Source organism: Cupriavidus metallidurans CH34 (genome assembly GCF_000196015.1).
Taxonomy (GTDB): Bacteria; Pseudomonadota; Gammaproteobacteria; order Burkholderiales; family Burkholderiaceae; genus Cupriavidus; species Cupriavidus metallidurans.
Map to the genome: position 1 here is coordinate 1278219 of NC_007974.2, position 18295 is coordinate 1296513.

Genomic DNA, 18295 nt, shown 5'->3' on the forward strand with positions numbered 1-18295 from the left:
TTCAGCGATTGCCGTCGCCGCGCGTGGCAGGAGCGCCTGGCACATCGTTCAACTCGTAGCTGGTGCTTCGGCCGCCCGCCGCCGCCTTGCGCAGCATCCCCCGCTCGACCAGATCGTTAAGGTCCCGCAGCGCGGTATCGCTGGAGCATTTGGCGATGGCCGCCCATTTGCTGCTCGTGAGCTTGCCGTCGAATCCGTCCAGCAACCGGTTCAACACCTTGATCTGCCGGGCGTTGAGCGCCTGCGTGCCCCAGTGCTGCCAGAAGCGCGACTTGGCCAGGACGTCGTCGAGCGTGACCTGCGCTTGATCCACCGCGCGGTGCAACGTTTCAAGGAACCATGACAACCACGGCGTGACGTCCATCGCGTCCTTCTGCGTCCGTTCGAGGATGTCGTAGTACGCGTTGCGTTCGCGCTGGATCTGGGCCGACAGGCTGTAGAAGCGTTGCGTGCTGCCGTCGGCCCGCGCCAGCATCAGATCGCCGATGGCGCGCGCGATACGGCCATTGCCATCGTCGAACGGGTGCAGTGTCACGAACCACAGGTGAGCAAGGCCGGCGCGGATCAACGGGGCTTCACCAGACGGGGCGTTGATCCACGCCAGGAAACGGTCTGTCTCCGCTGGCAGACGTTCGGCGGGCGGCGCTTCGAAATGCACGCGCTGTCGGCCGATCGGGCCGGAAACCACCTGCATGGGCCCCGCCGAGTCGTCGCGCCAGTGGGCGACGTTGATCCGCGACAGGCCCGAGTAGCCGGTTGGAAACAGCGCCGCGTGCCAGCCGAACAGCCGCGCCTGGGTCACCGGCGCCTGGCTGTTGGTGGTGGCGTCCAGCACCATTTCGACGACGCCATCGACATGTCGATCGACGGGCGCCAGCGCGCCGATTTCAACACCGAGCCGTCGTGCGATGGACGAGCGCACCGAATGCACGCTGAGATGCTCGCCCTCGATTTCACTGGTCTTGACTACGTCGTCGGTCAGCGCCGCCAGGCACGCCTGGTCCCGCAGCCCCATGCCGAGGTCTGCCAGTCTCCCCATCAACATGCCTTGGGCGCGACTGACCTCGGCCATCTGGGAGGCTAGCGCGCCGAGGTCGTAGCGCCAGTTGGGCCAGTCGGGGGCTTGCCAGATATAGGTATATTCGCCGCGATTCATGCGGGGATTATGGCCGGCATTCACCGCATGGACAAGATATTCGCCGCACAAGTTGCGGTGAATATTGCTGTCATTCCCCGCAAATCGTCTGGATGAGGCATCAAAATGTCTATTGATCCGCTTTTTGAGCATGAAGGCGAGGCGCGTCCCAGGGCTCAGGACCATCCACCTCCCAGCGCCCGGAACGCCGACACCGCCGCCCGTGCATTATCCGCCTGCACCCTTGCCTGCTGGTCGCGTGCAGCCAGCAATTGCCGGTCTTCGTCCAGCACTTCATAGAGGCTGACCACCCCGCCCTTGTAGGCATCCTCGGATGCGTTTCGCGCGCGCTCATGCGCACGGATCTCTACGGCCAGTTCGCGGTTTTGCGATTCGAGCTGCGCCAGCGAGATCAATGCGTTTTCGACGTCCTCGGTGGCCTGCAGCATCGACTTGCGATAGCTGGCCAACGCTTCGGCATTGGCGCCCTTGGCCTGCGCGACTTCCGCATTGACCCGGCCGAAATCGAACAGCCGCCAGCGCAGCCCAGCCGCCGCCGCAGGCTGGAAGGCCTGCGCGGTGAACAGCTTGCCGGCGGACAGGCTTTCGAATCCAAGCAATGCCGATAGCGAAACCTTCGGGTAGTACTCCGCCGTGGCCACGCCAATGCGCGCACTCGACGCCGCAAGCCTGCGTTCGGCGGCAATGACGTCTGGGCGACGTTCCAGCAGGTTTGCCGGACCCTGTGCCAAGGCGACTTGTGGCACCGCCTGCGTTTCGTGCTTCGAATCGCGCAACTCGGCTGCGTAGGTGCCCGGTTGCGCGCCCATCAGGACGTCGAGGCGATTAAGCTGCGTTTCCAGTTCGATCTGCAGCGGCGGAATCGTGACGCGCGTCTGCGAGAGTTGGGCCTCGGCCTGCGCCTGCTCGCGCTCCGCCCCGATGCCATCGGCCAACCGCAAACGCACGAGATCAAGCAGGCGCTGGTTGGTCTCGACCTGTTGCTGCGCGATGGCGATGCGAGCCTGAGCCCCCCGCACACGGAAGTAGGCGTCCGCCGCCTCCGCTGCCACGAGAATCCGAACGCCCATGTGGTTCGCCTCTGCCGCCTGCAGTTCGGCATTGGCCGCCTCGGCACCGCGCCGCAGCCCGCCAGCGATGTCGATTTCCCACGTGGCCGCAGCGCCCACCGAATAGAGCGTCTGGTTGCGGTCATATCCGGGGAATGTGCTGCCGATCTTGCCCAGCGGGCTTTGTACGGATTGATGCAGCTTGGTCACGTCGCTATAGGCATTGCCTTGCGGAAGCAACTCGGCCCCAGCGAAGTTGGCGGCGGCACGGGCCTGCGCCACGCGGGCAATTGACGCCGCCATGTCGAGATTCTGTTCAAGGGCCCGCTCGACGATCTTTGTCAGCACCGGGTCCTGGAAGCCGGCCCACCACGTATCCAGCGCCACCGGTTCGCGCGCGTCGTTGATCGCTGCCACGTCGGCGGCGTGCTGGTACTGCGTCGGCATCTCGCTATCCGGCGTGCGGTAGTCAGGGCCGACCGCGCAGGCGGCCATGCCCAGTGCAGCGAGTGTGGCGGCGGCCAGGGCCACGGCGCGCGCGGTACGTTTAACCAGTCCTTGGGCATGGGTGCCGGGAAGTGCTTTCGATGCCATCTCGATTCCTTTCGTCAGTTCTCATGCAGCGGTTCTCGAAACTGTTTCTTGCATGATGATAGTTGCTAGCCTAGACTAACTTTCATATTGATAGCAACGTCTTTTTTCGAGGACGGACTGCCATGTTCAGAAAGTCACATCGCAATGCGCCCTGCCCAATGGCACGTGGCATCGAACGTGTCGGAGACCCCTGGACCTTCCTGATCCTGCGTGAGGCGTTCTACGGCACGACCCGCTTCGACGAGTTCCAGAAAGTGCTTGGCATCGCGCCGAACATGCTGACGCGACGACTGAACAGTCTGGTGGACGACGGGCTGCTGACCCGACGCCAGTACAGCGCCCACCCGCCCCGCGACGAATACCTGCTGACCGATCTCGGGCGCGATTTCCGTCCCGTGCTGCTGGCCCTGCTGGCATGGGGGAGTCGCCACTTCTCACAGGAGGGCGAACTGGTACGTCTCATGGATCGCCGCACCGGCCACCCGGTGGAATTCGCGCTGGTGGATACGGCCACCGGCACCCCCATCACCGCATCCGATCACTACCTCGCGCCGGGCCCCGCCGCGGGTCCGGGCCTGCGCGCGCGCCTGGAACGCGCCGCTCAGCATCAGCAATCCGATTCGAATACCACCGCGCCCACGATGGGCGCGTGCTAACCATGGAACCACGGAGCACAGTCATGACAAGCACCACCACCGCGAGCCGCGCCCCCGCCGAGGCCGCTCCATCCACGGCAGCCCCGGCCAGGCGTGGCACCAACCGGCGGGCGTTGCTGATACGCGGCGCGGGCGCCTTGCTCGTCGTGACAGCCGCGGGATACGGCTATCACTGGTGGACTGATTCACGCTTCACCGAAGAGACCGACGACGCCTACGTAGGCGGTGACGTGACGCTGATTGCCGCGAAGGTGCCGGGCTATGTCGCGGAGGTTCTGGTGACCGACAATCAGCAGGTGCACGCGGGAGATCTGCTGGCACGCATCGACGACCGCGACTATCGCGCAGCGCTGGCCAAGGCGGAGGGCGCAGTCGCGTCCGAGCAGGCGCTGATCGCCAATCTCGATGCACGGGAAAAACTGCAGCAGGCGGTGATCGCCGAGGCCCGCGCCGGTGTGGCGGCGGTGGATGCGGAAACCAAGCGGGCGCGCGACGACCAGGCGCGCTATGCCAGTCTGGTCGAGAAATCGGCGGTCTCGATCCAAAGCTCTCAGAAGGCCGATGCCGACTACAAGCAATCGGTCGCCAACGGCCAGAAAGCGAAGGCCAGCGCGGAAGCCGCCCTGCGCCAACTCGATGTGATCGCCACGCAAAGGCAGCAGGCGCAGGCATCGCTGACCCAGGCGATTGCCGAGCGCGACATCGCCCGACTCAATCTTGGCTACACCGAACTTCGCGCGCCAGTCGACGGCACCGTGGGCAACCGCCGCGCGCGCGTCGGCGTCTACGCGCCTAACGGCGGCCAGTTGCTGTCGATCGTGCCGGCACGCGGACTCTGGGTCGATGCCAATTTCAAGGAGGGCCAGCTTGCACATATGCGGCCCGGCATGCGTGCCACGATCGTGGCCGACGTGATGCCCGGCAAGGTCTTCCACGGCCGCGTCGAAAGCCTGGCACCGGCCACGGGCGCGCAGTTCAGCGTGCTGCCTCCGGAGAACGCCACCGGCAACTTCACGAAGATCGTGCAGCGCGTGCCGGTGCGGATCGTGCTGGATGACGAAGATGCCAGGCTCGGCACCCTGCGCCCGGGCCTGTCGGTGGTGGCGGAAGTCGATACGAAGGCCGCAAAGGTGGTGACGGCAGACACCGCAGCGAGCAAGTCATGAGCGCCGACGTCAGCACGCCTTCCGCCGCGCAGGCGTCATCGGTTCCACCCGTAGCGCCACCCGTCTCCCCGATACACTCGCCCGGCGAACTGCCGATGGGAGCGCGGGTGTTCGCCTTTGCCTCGATGTGCGTGGGCATGTTTATCGCCCTGCTGGACATCCAGATCGTCTCCGCGTCGCTGCGTGATATTGGCGGTGGGCTGTCCGCTGGCGCGGACGAGACGGTGTGGGTCCAGACCGCCTACCTGATCGCCGAGATCATCGTCATCCCCCTATCAGGCTGGCTCGCGCGCGTCATGTCCACGCGCTGGCTGTTTGCCGCATCAGCCGCCGGATTCACGGCTACCAGCCTGCTCTGCGGCATCGCGTGGAATATCCAGAGCATGATCGCCTTCCGCGCGGCGCAGGGCTTTCTGGGCGGATCGATGATCCCGATGGTCTTCACCACCGTCTTCGCGTTCTTCCAGGGACGTCAGCGTGTGGCCGCCGCCGCGATCATCGGTGGTCTGGCGTCGCTGGCCCCCACCCTTGGCCCAACCATCGGCGGCTGGATCACCGACAATTTTTCGTGGCACTGGCTGTTTTTCATCAACCTGGTGCCGGGGATCTTCGTGACGATCGCGGTGCCGGCGCTGGTCAAGATCGACGAGCCCGACTGGTCGCTGCTCAAGGGGGCGGACTACCTCGGCATCGTACTGATGGCGCTGTTTCTTGGCTGTCTCGAGTACACCCTGGAGGAAGGCCCCCGCTGGGACTGGCTGGGCGACCGGACGATCCTGACCACGGCCTGGATCTCCGGGCTGGCCGGCATTGGTTTCCTGTGGCGTTCGCTCACGTACAAGAACCCGGTGGTAGATCTACGCGCGCTGAAGGACATCAACTTCGCGCTCGGATGTTTCTTCTCGTTTGTGGTCGGCATCGGAATTTTCGCGACGATATATCTGACGCCGCTGTTCCTGGGTCAGGTACGCGGATTCAGCGCCCTGCAGATCGGGCTGGCGATCTTCTCGACGGGCCTGTTCCAGGTGCTATCGATACCGTTCTATGCCTACCTGGCGAACCGCGTGGATCTACGCTGGCTGCTGATGTTCGGCCTCGCCCTGTTTGCGCTATCGATGTGGAATTTCGCGCCAATCACGCACGACTGGGGCGGCGCGGAACTGCTGTTTCCGCAGGCGTTGCGGGGTATGGCGCAGCAGTTCGCCGTGGCGCCCACCGTTACGCTGACGCTTGGCGGCTTACCGCCGGCACGGCTCAAGCTGGCATCCGGGCTATTCAACCTGATGCGCAACCTGGGCGGGGCCATCGGTATTGCCGCCTGCGCGACGATCCTCAACGACCGGACCAACCTGCACTTCCTGCGTCTGGCGGAACACCTGAACATTCGCAACGAGTCCATGGCCGCTTTCCTCAACGAGGCAACCACGCACGCGGTGACGATGAACAACGAGATCAGTGATGGCAACGCGGCCGCCCTGAAGCAACTCTGGGCGCTGACGATGCGCGAGGCCCACACGCTGACCTACGCCGATGCGTTCCTCGCGATCTTTGTGTGTTTTGTCATCGCGGTTCCAATGGTCGTGCTAATGCGAAAGGTTGCGCCCCCGAGCGCGCCGTCTGCGGATGCCCATTGAACGCCGGCGGAATGTCGATTGACCGTCCATCGACCGTCCATCGACCGTCCATTGAGCTTCTATTGAGCTTCTATTGAGCGGCTATCGAACGTCCATTGGTAACGGTCACGCCGAACGGCCTTGTTTCGGCATTTCCCCGCCTATCGCCCCCTTCTTTTTTCTCTTATGATGCGGCGCACTGTACTACCCGTGCGCCGTCCGATTTGGGCCAGACCAATGTCTGCAATGTCCGGTCAAGTACATACAAAGAAGGTGGGCCGGTCTCACCATCGCCGGCCAGAACACTAAAAAACAAAGCACAACGAGAAGGAGAGATTCTTGAAGAAAGTCATCCGTACCAGTCTGGTAGCGTTGGCAGCCGCCATGACCATGATGCACGCCCACGCAGCCCCAACGCTGGTGGAGTCGGTGCAGGGCTACACGCTGCAGCACGATCAGATCGTGCAGTTCAGCGGTCTCGTGTTCGACCAGGGCAAGGTCGTGGCCACCGGTGACGCCGCCGCCCTGCGCGCGAAATACCCCGATGCCAAGCGTATCGACGGTCAGGGCAAGACGTTGTTGCCGGGCCTGATCGACGCCCACGGCCACGTGTTCCGCCTGGGCTTCAAGACGACCGAGATTTCGCTCTCCGGCACGCGCGACCTGCAAGAAGCGCAAGGCCTGATCCGTGCCTACGGTCAGAAGAACCCCCAACGCCAGTGGCTGCTCGGCTACGGCTGGAATCAGGTGAACTGGAAGCTGGGCCGCTTCCCGACCGCCGCCGAGCTCGATGCCGCGGTGTCGGACCGCCCGGTGCGACTGGTTCGGGTGGATGGCCATGCCGCGTGGCTGAACACCAAGGCCATGCAGGCGGCCGGCATCACACGTGACACCAAGGACCCGGCCGGTGGCCGTATCGAGCGCGACGCGGAGGGCAACCCGACCGGCGTGCTGGTCGACAAGGCCATGGCGCTGGTCAACGATGTGATTCCGCCCTACACCGACAACGATCGCCGTGCCGCGCTGGCCGCCGCCGTCGCGCATATGAACGCGCTGGGCCTGACCGCCGTGGGCGATGCCGGCGTGACCGTGGCCGACGACCGCATCTATCGCGAGTTCGCCGACCAGGGCAAGCTGAACACCCGCATCTACGGGATGATTCGCGATACGGGCGACGACTTCAAGGCCCTTTCCGCCAAGGGGCCGCTGATCGGCTACGGTAATGACCGCTATTACCTGCGTGCCGTGAAGCTCTACGGCGATGGCGCGCTGGGCAGCCGTGGCGCCGCGCTGATGGAGCCCTACACCGACGACCACGCCCATAGCGGCCTGCTGTTCATGAGCGATGCCGCGATGCAGACCGCCGTGAAGACCGCCCTCAAGGCTGGTTACCAGGTCAATGTGCACGCCATCGGCGACAAGACCAATCATCAGGTGCTCGACGCCATGGAAGTGGCCTACAAGGAAGTGGGTGGCCGCGACCTGCGCAACCGGATCGAACACGCGCAGGTGGTCTCGCTGCCTGATATTCCGCGCTTCAAGAAGCTGGACCTGATCGCGTCGATGCAGCCGACGCACGCCACCAGCGACATGAACATGGCGGAAGACCGTATCGGCAAGGAACGCATCAAGGGCGCCTATGCCTGGCAAACCTTCCTGAAGCAAGGCACCGTGATTGCCGGCGGCTCGGATTTCCCGGTGGAATCGGCCAACCCGTTCTACGGCCTGCACGCGGCGGTGACGCGTACCGACCATGAAGGCCGACCGATCCACGGCTGGCACCCCGAGGAAGCAATGACCCTGCCGCAGGCATTCCGCGCGTTCACGCTGGACGCCGCCTACGCCGAGCATCAGGAAAAGACGCTGGGTTCGCTGGAGACCGGCAAGTGGGCCGATTTCATCGTGGTGGACCGCGACCTGTTCAAGGTAGCCCCGGCCGATATCTGGAAGATCCAGGTACTGGAAACGTGGGTAGCCGGCGAGCGCGTGTATGCGAAGGGTGAGCAGTCGGCACAGCGCTGAACCGAGTCATGATTGCGCCGTGATGGCGTGATAGCCGTTGCATGGGAAAAAGCCCGCTCTCTTCACGAGAGCGGGCTTTTTTCTTTGCCTCTTAAACGTCGAACGGCGTTGCGCACGGCACGCCCATGTCGCAGCACACCAAGCCCGTCGCCCGACGCTGCAAGGCCCCCGGCGTCCCTGGCCGAGAGATCGAGCACCGAGACACCATTTCGATACATCCGGCGTTGCCTGCTTATCACGAAGCACAGCAGCAATGCGCACCACAGGCAGAATGTCACGTGTGCCACAACTCGGCGATTCCACCCTAGAATCCGGAGTCCTGTCCGAACAAGCAAACACCTCTGGAGACTACATGCCTACCCCCCGACTGCACAGCCGAGTCAAATCACTGGCCAGGCTGACCGCACTAGCCATGCTGATGATGTCGGTCGGCCCCCAAGCCGCATTCGCGGCGGGCGGCGCTAACCACGATGCCTTTTTCTGGCTAGGGGAGATCAACAAGGCGTCGACGGTCATCAATACCGACGAGGGATTGCTGGATCGCTCGCAGGCGCCGCGAGTGGCGGGCGGCATTGCCACGGTGCTGGCCAATGGCGACAAGCCCGGCGGCCAACGACCGTCGACGGTGATTACTTTCGAGCCGCTGATGATTCAGGCCGCAGGTCAGGAAGTCACGCTGATCCATGCCGGCCGCTCGAGCCAGGACATGCTTGCGACGGTGCGCGCGGCGATGTTGCGCGACGAAGTCTTGTCGCTGGCCGACCAGCTCAACAAGACCTCCGCCACCATCGTCAAGCTGGCGCGGCAGCATGCCGAAACCATCGTGCCGAACTACACGAACGGCGTTGCTGCGCAGCCCAATAGTTATGGCCACTACCTGCTCGGCATCAATGCGGGTCTGGAACGCGATGCCCAGCGCCTGCGGGAAGCCTATCAGCGCATCGATCGCTCGCCGATGGGAACGACGGTGCTGAACGGCACGGGCTGGCCGCTGAACCGCACGCGAATGGCGAGCTACCTCGGATTCTCCGCGCTGGTGGATAACGCTTATGATGCGTCGCAGATCAGCGCCGTGGACCTGCCGGTGGAAGTGGGCGCGATCGTGACCAGCATCGCCCTGCACACCGGGAGCTTCATCGAGGATGTGATGACGCAGTATGCGCAGCCGCGCCCCTGGATCCTGCTGCAGGAGGGCGGCGGCAATACCTATGTGTCCAGTGCGATGCCGCAGAAGCGCAATCCGGGGCTGCTCAACTCCACGCGCGAGAAGGCCTCCACAGCGATCACGTTGGCCATGGGGCCGGTGATTCGTGCGCACAACCTGCCGCCGGGCATGTCTGATGCCAAGGATGCCGTTACCAATGGCCAGATGGTGCAGAGCGCGATCACGACATTGAAGGGGCTGGACCGCATCATGACAGCCCTGGTGATCGATCGGCCGCGCGCGCTGGATGAACTGGACAGCGACTGGACGGCATCACAGGAACTGGCCGACGAATTGATGCGCAAGTACAAGCTGCCGTTCCGCGTCGGCCATCACTTCGCGTCGAACCTGGTGGACTATGCGAAGGCGCACGACATAAAGCCAAGCGCCTTCCCCTATGCCGAGGCGAAGCGCATCTATGCCGAAGCCGTGCGCGACTACGGTGGTGGGGAGTTTCCGATGAGCGAGGCGGAGTTTCGCGCGGCGCTCGATCCGGTGGCCATCGTCAAGCGTCGCGTGACGGTGGGCGGACCGCAGCCAGCAGAGATGGAACGCATGCTGAAGGCGTCCGAGGGACAACTGGCACAACAGGATGCGTGGATCCGCGCGCGGCGGGCGGCGATCGATGGCTCGCTGGGCCGACTCGACCGTGATTTCGAGAAGTTGCTGAAGTAGGCGCCGATGCCCGCTGCGGTTCTGTCGCGACAACGGCCGCGTGGTGAAGCCAGCGAGTGATCGACGAAGACACCACGCTCGACCATCATTGGCTCAAGATGACGCAAGTTGAGCTTTTCTGTGATGAGGAAACAAGGATGTACGGACTGATTGGAAAGATGAAGGTCATTCCTGGACAACGCGAGGCACTAGCCTCGATCCTCCTTGAGGGCGTTAGCGGAATGCCTGGCTGCTTGAGCTACATCGTCGCGCATGATCCGAATGATGCTGATGCGATCTGGATCACCGAGGTCTGGGACAGCCAAGATAGCCATCGAGCCTCCCTGTCTTTGCCGTCAGTGCAACAAGCCATCGTGCGCGGAAAACCACTCATCGCGGGTTTCGGCGAACGGTTTGAGACAACGCCGATTGGCGGCCAGGGGTTAACAACTCGCTAGAGGCAACCGCCACCGTCTTCGTTAAGGCCAGTTTGCCAACCACCGCACGGGCTGGCTTCAAACGGGGACAGTTGCGCTGCCCTCTTTAGCGACCGCTTTGGAACGAATCGTACGGCGGCTTTGGGTCGGTAGCGATCTTCTGCGCCAGGAAGCCCTTGCCTGGATAGACGGAAGGCCGAGACCGGCCAGGAACCGTCGTCAGCCCATTGTGTCTCGACTGGCTACAGATCTCCGAAACGGTCATTCGTAAACGGGCAGCGTGTCGCCACACGGAGATCCGCAGCTCAATCGATAGGTGTCTTGCCGTACCTCATGTCAGAGACAGGGTCGGAGCTCGCCGCAAAGATAAAGTGCGTGCTCTTCAAACTCCTCGCCCGCGCATGGGCGACCAAAGTAGTAGCCTTGCTGGATGTCGACATTCAATTCGTCAAGTAAGGCGCTTGTCGCTTCATCCTCGACGCCCTCTGCTACCGTGCGGAAAGACAAAGCCTTGGCCAGTTGCACAATGGCCTGCAGTATCCGCAGGCCATCCGGCGTATGAGCGCGCCGCACGAAGGAGATATCGATCTTCAGCTCTCCGACGGGCAGTGCATGCAATTGCGATAGGGAGGCGTAGCCAGTTCCGAAATCATCGATGGAAAGCGTGAAGCCGGCGTCGGCGAGTCGCTGTAGTTGGTCGGCGGCGCCCTCCACTTCCATCAAAGCGATCGATTCCGTGACCTCCAGAACCAGCCTGCCGGTCGGAACCCCAAAAGTCACACAGTCTTCGACCATTGAGCTGCAAAAATCCGGCGCAACCAACTGGCGTTTGGAAATATTCAGGGAAAGATGCAGGTCCGGACGGCCTGGCATCCATTCCCGGAACTGGGCCAGCGATTTCCTTCGCACCAGGCGGCCAAGCTCACCGATCAGGCCGAGGTTCTCAGCCATCGGGATAAAGCTGCCAGGAGGAATCCAGCCGAATTCGTCGTCTTTCCAGCGTGCCAAGGCTTCCACCCCCGTCAGATGATAACGTTCGCCGGAGGCTACGCTGCGAGTGCTCACCAGCGGCTGGAACCAGACAGTAATGCACTCGTCTCGGAGGGCCTGCGCTAGACGCGCCTGGATGTAAAGCTCCTTCTTCCCGAACCCTCTTTCAGTCATGTCAGAAAAGAACTGGAAGTTGTTGCGCCCCTGAGATTTTGCGTAAAACATTGCCCGATCGGCATGAGTCAGCAACGTATCGACATTGTCTCCGTCGATGGGGTAGAGGGAAACGCCCACGCTGAACGTCGCATTGACACATTGTCCATTCGACTCAAAGGACTGGCCCATGACGTTGATCAGCCTGCCTGCTGCCTCGCGCGCAGCGTCGAGGTCCGTGATGCACGGGAACAGTACAACAAATTCATCACCCCCCCAGCGTGCCACCGTGTCGCCTTCCTCGAGACAGGTTACCAGTGCGCTGGAGACCTCTCGTAGTAGGCCATCGCCCGTCTTATGCCCGTAAGCGTCGTTGATATTCTTGAAATGATCAAGATCGACAAAGCATACCGCGACGATCTCGTTGTGGCGCTTGGCGGATTGGATGGCCTTACTAATGCGGTCTTCCAGCAATATCCGATTGGGCAGCCCGGTAAGTGCATCGTGGTGCGCCATATGAGCAATGTGGCGCTCTTGAAGATAAGTCTTGGTGATGTCGCGCAGAACGCCCCGAATACCGATGATCAGACTCCGGTCGTTTCGTTCTGCAAGAAAGCGACAGTCCATCCAGCGTTCGTGGCTGGCGCCGGCGACGAAGCGGAAGCGTCCGTGGAATTCATCCTTTTGCCCGGATTGCAAATGTCCAAGACACGCCAGAAATGCAGGGCGGTCTTGGGGGTGGATCAATTCATCCAGAGTGCCGTTGGTAGAACGCGTATCGGCCAGCCTCCACCACCCTGTATTGGCATGCATAACGACGCCATCCGGGCTAAGCTCCACCACGCCCTCCTCCAGCATGTCCAGGGTCCGCACCAGCGAATGCTGTTCCGCCGCATACTGCCTCTCCTTCAGCAGCGCCCCATTGAGATCGCGGAACGGCTGACGCACGCTATCGACAAAAACGGCACGGAAGATCAGCAAAAAAGAAATGATCTTGAATACGTGGCACGCAATATTGAACGTATCACTGACTGATCCGTAAAGCGTGGCGCATAACTCTGACAGGCACGTGATGGAAGCGGCGGCGAACAAGTCAGCCCGATTGAAACCGGCTTCCAGGCAAGCCTTGCGATAGAGGGCAACAGCGGCAATACCGTACATCAGAACCAGCGAATACTCTATCCGGATCTTCAACGGGGTCATGCCACTGCCCGGAATGAAGAAATGCGGCGCATCCACCGGAAAGAACAGTGAGCTTGCCCCCGCAAAACGAATCCCTTGCTGAGGTTAAACTGAAGCAAGGAGAGATGTGATGACAAGCAAGACAAAGCGGGCGCAGTACACGCTGGAATTCAAGCTGGAAGCGGTACGGCTGGTGAAGAGCGGGCAGAGCATGGCAGTGGTTAGCGCGACCCTGGGCATCAGAGCGCAGACGCTGCATAACTGGGTCAAGGCGGAGCGGGAAGGCAAGCTGACTGGTGCGGGTATGAAGCCGGTCAGCCCGGAGCAGATGGAGCTGGCCCGGCTTCGGGCGGAGGTGGCGCGCTTGAAGATGGAGCGCGATATTTTAAAAAAAGCCGCAGCATACTTTGCGAAGGAGTCGGTGTGAGGTATGCGTTCATCGAGCGAAACCGACGTTACTGGCCGGTCTCGGTCCTGTGTGAGCTGTTAGGGGTCAGCCCCAGCGGCTATCACCAGCGCAAGCAACGCACAGTAAGCACCGACAGGCCAGATAGAGGCCGACTCAGTGACGATGCCTTGTTGGCCCACATCAAGGCGATTCACGCCGGGGTCAAGGGGGAGTACGGCTGGCCGCGCATGTGGAAGGAACTGCTGGCGCGTGGGGTGCGGGTGGGCAAGGAGCGTGTTCGCAAGCTGATGGCGCTGCACGGCATCCGTGCCCGCCACAAGCGCAAGTACATCGCGACAACCAACTCGAACCACGATTTGCCGGTGGCCCCCAATCTGCTGCAACGCGACTTTAGCCCAGCAGCACCCAATCAAGTCTGGACGAGCGACATAACCTATGTGGCGACCGCCGAAGGCTGGCTCTACCTGGTGGTCATCATCGACCTGTTCAGCCGGCAGGTGGTTGGCTGGTCGATGCAACCACACATGAAGGCCGAATTGGTCACGGACGCGCTGCGCATGGCCTGGTTCCGGCGCCGCCCGGAAGCCGGTGTGATTGTGCACACCGACCGGGGAAGCCAGTATTGCAGCCATCTGTTTCAAGACGCCCTGAAGGCGTATGGCATGCGCTCGTCAATGAGCCGCAGGGGCGATTGCTGGGACAACGCGCCGACTGAGAGTCTGTGGGGGTCGTTGAAGGTCGCTCGCCTGCACGGTCGCCAGTTCGCTACCCGCCGCGCCGCAATGGACGAGGTAATTGACTGGCTTGGCTTTTATAATGCCAGCCGACTCCACTCGACGCTGGGCTACGTCAGCCCCATGACGTTCGAGAAAAACTGGTCCGCAGCTCAGCAACACCGGGCTGCCTAATTCCCTCGGTTATGGGATTCGTGGAACAGGGGCAAGGTCACAGTTCACTAATGTAGATCGCCCCAACGTAAGCTAAAACCAGCATGAGAGCGAGATATCGCCCTCGCCGATTCAGCACCGGCTGCCAGGGGCGGAGAGAAATAATGAGCAATCCAATGGCTACCAGAAATCGTGCGGCGAACCAGAATGTGATGGCTTTCTGAGGGCTTGCAGGGGTCACGAAATCTGGCATGCCGCCGGACCCCAGCATGTGCGCGAAGTCTAGTAGCGCCGAACCCAACAGCACCACGCCAAGAAGAATGACACTGCCCGGACGAGATTCCGCGTGGGCATTCCAGGCAATGCCGAAGACCAGCGTCGCCGCAACGATGGCTGCGGTTTCCATCGCAAGGTGCAATGGCAGATAGTTCGCGAGCCCGATATCAGCTCTGGTGTCCTTGAGCCACAGTATCCCGTAGAGAACGAACAGGAAGCCGACTAACAGGGTCAGGCGCTTCCGATACGCGTCAATAGTTGGAGCGAACAGAAGGGAGGAGTTGGGTTTCATGCCGAAGGATGGGCTCAATACGAGGTCAGCAACACCGCGATTCTCGGGAGGGTAGTCACGCAACTAGTAAAGGCTTCGCACGGACACACACATGAAGTCTGGCTGGCGCCCGTACTTCCAAAGAGTACCGACCCATTCCTCCTCAAAGATCAACATGTAGTTGTCGACCCAATCGGAGTGAGATGTACCCCTTCCTTCGAGGGGCATAAGTCAGTAGCCGAAATGGGGTATCTGGCGAACTTCCGCGTCTAGCCAATGCAGTCGTTCACCTCAATGCTAGGCGGATGTTTCAGAAGCGTCGGTCAAGTGGCAGGTATCGACCGGTTGAATCCGCAGTCCGCAACGGTCAATCGACGGTACCAGCCTAAATGAGTACGTGACCCAGACGAGATACCTTCGTGCGCTAGCCACTCTTTCGGTGCCCACGTGGAACCGAAAGAGCTTGGACCACCTATTGCAAGCTTGGGCGAGCATTTTCCATGGCCCCATTTTTGCCGGCGAGAGGTAAACGTGCACCCTAATGGATATCTCGATGCGCCTGCAAGCGAGGTGCGCGATCGGGATTGCGTAGCTTGCGCAGGGCCTGACGTTCGAGCTGGCGGACTCGCTCACGCGAAAGACCATACTGCTGGCCTATTTCTTCGAGTGTGTAGTCTGTGCCGGCATCAACGCCGTACCGCATCTTTACAATCTTCGCTTCCCTTGGTTTCAGGGTTGCCAACGCCTCATCCAGATCCTTTCTGAGCGACACGCGCATTGCGGATTCATCCGGTGAAGCTGAACATTCGTCGGTGAGCGTATCCCATAGCAAGGCATCTCCGCTTTCGCCAACCGACATTTCCAGCGACAGTGGTTCTTTGACCAGATCAAGAATCGCCTTGACCTTTTTTACGGAAAGGGAAAGACGCGCGGCCAAAGCTTCCGGTGCAGGGGCCTCTCCCGTTTCATGAAAGAGTTCCCGTGACGCACGATTGACCTTTCCCACAACCTCCACCAGATGAATCGGAATCCGGATAGTCGGCCCCTTGTCCGCGATAGCGCGGGTAATGCCCTGACGAATCCACCACGTGGCATAGGTCGAGAACTTGTAGCCCCGGCGGTAATCGAATCGGTCTACGGCTCGCATCAGCCCGAGATTGCCCTCCTGAATAAGATCCAGCAGAGGCATCCCGCGGTGAAGATACTTCTTGGCATTTGAAACGACGAGACGGAGATTGGACCTGATCATTTCGTCCCTGGCGGCCTGAGCCCTCGCGCGTGCTTTGGCAACGCGCTGGCCGAGGTTTTTCAGATCGCCAAGTGACATGGCCGCGCGGTTCTCAAGCACCCTCATTTCCCGCTGAATTGCCTGAATTTCCGGGATGGCTCGCACAAGCGCGTCCGCAGCACCACTGATGCGCTCTGCCGCCAGCGCCTCCGACCAGCCAAGATCGATTTCATGCCCCGGAAACGTCTGAAGGAATTGCTCTCTTGCGATACCGCATCTATCAATGACGATCCCCGCGATACGGCGTTCGGCCTGTTGAATTGCAGCGATGTGAGTGGACAGCACCTGGCCGAGACGGGCGACTGCAGCGGCACTGAAGTGATAGACCGCCAACTCGGCCCGAATCGCATTCAATGCAACGAAGGCGTCCGATGTGGCTGCCTGCTGCCTGGATTGGCGTGACCAGTCAAGGAACCGGGCTCGAACGATCGCAAGTCGCGCTATCACCTCACTCTCCAATGCGGCCGATGATCGGGCCGTCGAGGCGCCGGTGGAGACCGGATCCGTCTCTTCGAGGTCCACACCCGCAGCGCCAGGCGCTGGATCATCATCCTGGACCGCCTCACTCATCTCGATAGCTGGTACATTGACTGCGGCGGCAGGCACCTCATCCCAATGGTCGATAAGGTCGTCGACAGCCATCTCGCCTCGCTCGATTTCGTCTGCCATCGTGAGCAGTTCATAAACCACGAGCGGACACGAGACCATTTCGGCAACCATTTCGGTCACCGCGATTTCATGTCTCCTGGCAATCGCGACCTCGTCCTCTCGCGTCAACAAAGGAATCGTCCCAATTTCACGCAGATACAGTTGCACAGGGTCGGTAGTTCGTGCCTCACGCCCATCGGCCTGCATGACTGCCGCTGCCGCTTCCTCGATGACCGCCTCATCCACGACCAGAGCGTCCGCGTGCTCCTCCAGTCTGATGGGTTCGTTCGCCAACGTCCGTTCAACGATCTGGACGCCCAGCTCCTCCAACACGCGTTGGATCTGCCCAAAGTCACTGTCAGGAAGGGCGTCGCTGATCTCGCCGTGCGTCAGGAATCCCCGCTCGCTGCCTAAAGCAACCAGCGCGACCAAGGACTCGGGGTGGGTGTTATTCATGGATGAAAAAAGCTTGCCAGCAAGCGCGGGAGCGCATGCGCGATTGCGAAAGCGGAAAGTGTCCAGATCACGATAATTGCTGCCGCCGCCATCTTGCTTGCGGGCCGGCGCTCGGCGCTGCTGGCCGCAGCCCGATGCTCCTTCATGACTTCTTCCGGGATCAGCCGGATTACGACCAGAATGCCCAAGGGAACCAGCACAACATCGTCCAGATACCCAATCACCGGGATGAAATCCGGAATGAGATCGATCGGGGATAGCGCGTAGCCCGCAACAACCGCGGCAAGAACCTTTGCATACCAAGGAGTTCGGGGGTCCCGTGCGGCCAGCCAGATCGCGTGGATGTCCGTCTTGACCGTGCGGGCCCACCGACGTGCCCGCGCAGCAATGCGGGATAGAAAATCCTGGCGCCACATGCGCAAGCGCACATCGTCGACCACCGGGACTGCCGCGAGGGCGAGCAGCAGGATTGCCAACGGTAGGGTGGCACTGAACCCGATATGCTTGAATCCCAGTGCACCGACCACGCCACCGACGAAGAAGAGACCAACCAGAGTGGCCAAGACACGCAGCTTTTGCCTGTTGGCTAGCACCACGGGCTTGCCAGAGTCGGCCCTGGACAGATTCCAGTAAAAGAGTTTGCCGAGTTCGATGCCAATATCGGTCACCATACCCGTCACATGCGTAGTGCGGATCTCAGCATTCGATACCTTTGTCACCATGGCGTTTTGCAAGCCCATGATGAAGCACAAAACCAGAACTGTCGCGGGAACAAATAGCCATTCGTGATGTTCGAGGTTGCCGCCGAGCAGCCCGAAGGAAACCAGAAGCCCAGCCTCCACCATCAGCGGTAAGGCAAAGGTACTTTGCAGTTGCTCCCTTCGTCCCCAGTTGATGAGCACAGCCGAGCAAGCGGCACCTGACAGAAACGCTATCAAGGCTCCAAGGCCATCGAGTACAAGTCCCAGGCTACCCAGTGCCAGGTTATCGGCCATAGCGGACAGAATACCGGACATGTGTGACGTGTACTGCTGCACGGCTAGGAATCCACCCGCGTTGGTTGCTCCAGCAACGAACGCAAGATACCGAGCCAATTGGAGGTTCGCTTCGGGACTGCGGTCCTTCCCCGTCAGTCGGCGCAGGTATGGGATCAGCATGCTCCCCTTACTTGGAAAGGCGCTTGG

Annotated in this window: 13 protein-coding genes; 7 read left to right on the forward strand and 6 right to left on the reverse strand. The window is 61.4% G+C overall.

Annotation, left to right across the window (positions count from 1 at the left end):
* Position 1: 1 nt before the first annotated feature.
* Positions 2-1156, reverse strand: a complete 1155-nt coding sequence (locus tag RMET_RS23915; RefSeq protein WP_011519085.1) for a Fic family protein — start codon at positions 1154-1156, stop codon at positions 2-4.
* Positions 1157-1311: 155 nt separating this feature from the next.
* Entirely contained in the window at positions 1312-2799 is a 1488-nt protein-coding gene (locus RMET_RS23920) for an efflux transporter outer membrane subunit (protein ID WP_011519086.1), read from the reverse strand.
* A gap of 122 nt (positions 2800-2921) precedes the next feature.
* Here RMET_RS23920 and RMET_RS23925 point away from each other — a divergent pair, with 122 nt between their 5' ends.
* From RMET_RS23925 to RMET_RS23950, 6 genes are all read left to right on the forward strand, one after another.
* Positions 2922-3455, forward strand: coding sequence for a winged helix-turn-helix transcriptional regulator (locus RMET_RS23925; RefSeq protein WP_011519087.1), 534 nt, complete (start codon positions 2922-2924; stop codon positions 3453-3455).
* A gap of 23 nt (positions 3456-3478) precedes the next feature.
* Positions 3479-4621, forward strand: coding sequence for an HlyD family secretion protein (locus RMET_RS23930; protein WP_011519088.1), 1143 nt, complete (start codon positions 3479-3481; stop codon positions 4619-4621).
* 95 nt (positions 4622-4716) lie between these two features.
* The gene (locus RMET_RS23935) at positions 4717-6255 is read left to right on the forward strand and encodes a DHA2 family efflux MFS transporter permease subunit (RefSeq protein ID WP_024569721.1); all 1539 of its coding nucleotides are present in this window, start codon (positions 4717-4719) and stop codon (positions 6253-6255) included.
* A 318-nt stretch (positions 6256-6573) separates the two neighbouring features.
* Positions 6574-8256, forward strand: coding sequence for an amidohydrolase (locus tag RMET_RS23940; RefSeq protein WP_011519090.1), 1683 nt, complete (start codon positions 6574-6576; stop codon positions 8254-8256).
* 352 nt (positions 8257-8608) lie between these two features.
* Positions 8609-10135 carry an argininosuccinate lyase gene (locus RMET_RS23945; protein ID WP_011519092.1) on the forward strand — a complete coding sequence of 509 codons (1527 nt, stop codon included), beginning with the start codon at positions 8609-8611 and terminating at the stop codon, positions 10133-10135.
* A 56-nt stretch (positions 10136-10191) separates the two neighbouring features.
* Entirely contained in the window at positions 10192-10572 is a 381-nt protein-coding gene (locus tag RMET_RS23950; RefSeq protein WP_011519093.1) for a putative quinol monooxygenase, read from the forward strand.
* 315 nt (positions 10573-10887) lie between these two features.
* Here RMET_RS23950 and RMET_RS23955 read toward each other — a convergent pair whose 3' ends face one another.
* A complete protein-coding gene (locus tag RMET_RS23955) occupies positions 10888-12969 on the reverse strand; it encodes a bifunctional diguanylate cyclase/phosphodiesterase (protein ID WP_322790417.1) in 2082 nt (693 codons plus the stop codon).
* A 37-nt stretch (positions 12970-13006) separates the two neighbouring features.
* Here RMET_RS23955 and RMET_RS23965 point away from each other — a divergent pair.
* Positions 13007-14193, forward strand: a protein-coding gene (locus tag RMET_RS23965) for an IS3-like element ISRme13 family transposase (RefSeq protein ID WP_085960481.1) whose coding sequence is annotated in 2 segments (ribosomal slippage) — positions 13007-13262 and positions 13262-14193 — 1188 coding nt in all. Because the reading frame shifts where the segments join, the coding sequence is not laid out codon by codon here.
* Between the two features lie 37 nt (positions 14194-14230).
* Here RMET_RS23965 and RMET_RS23970 read toward each other — a convergent pair.
* The 3 genes from RMET_RS23970 to RMET_RS23980 all read right to left on the reverse strand — a co-directional run bounded on the left by RMET_RS23970 (position 14231) and on the right by RMET_RS23980 (position 18268).
* Positions 14231-14740 (reverse strand): MASE3 domain-containing protein, encoded by a 510-nt coding sequence (locus RMET_RS23970; RefSeq protein ID WP_029309916.1) that lies wholly within the window; start codon positions 14738-14740, stop codon positions 14231-14233.
* Positions 14741-15257: 517 nt separating this feature from the next.
* Entirely contained in the window at positions 15258-17111 is a 1854-nt protein-coding gene (gene rpoD, locus RMET_RS23975; protein WP_011519094.1) for an RNA polymerase sigma factor RpoD, read from the reverse strand.
* Positions 17108-18268 (reverse strand): DUF1275 domain-containing transporter, encoded by a 1161-nt coding sequence (locus tag RMET_RS23980; protein ID WP_011519095.1) that lies wholly within the window; start codon positions 18266-18268, stop codon positions 17108-17110. Before RMET_RS23980 ends, rpoD begins: the two co-directional genes overlap by 4 nt.
* Positions 18269-18295 lie beyond the last annotated feature (27 nt).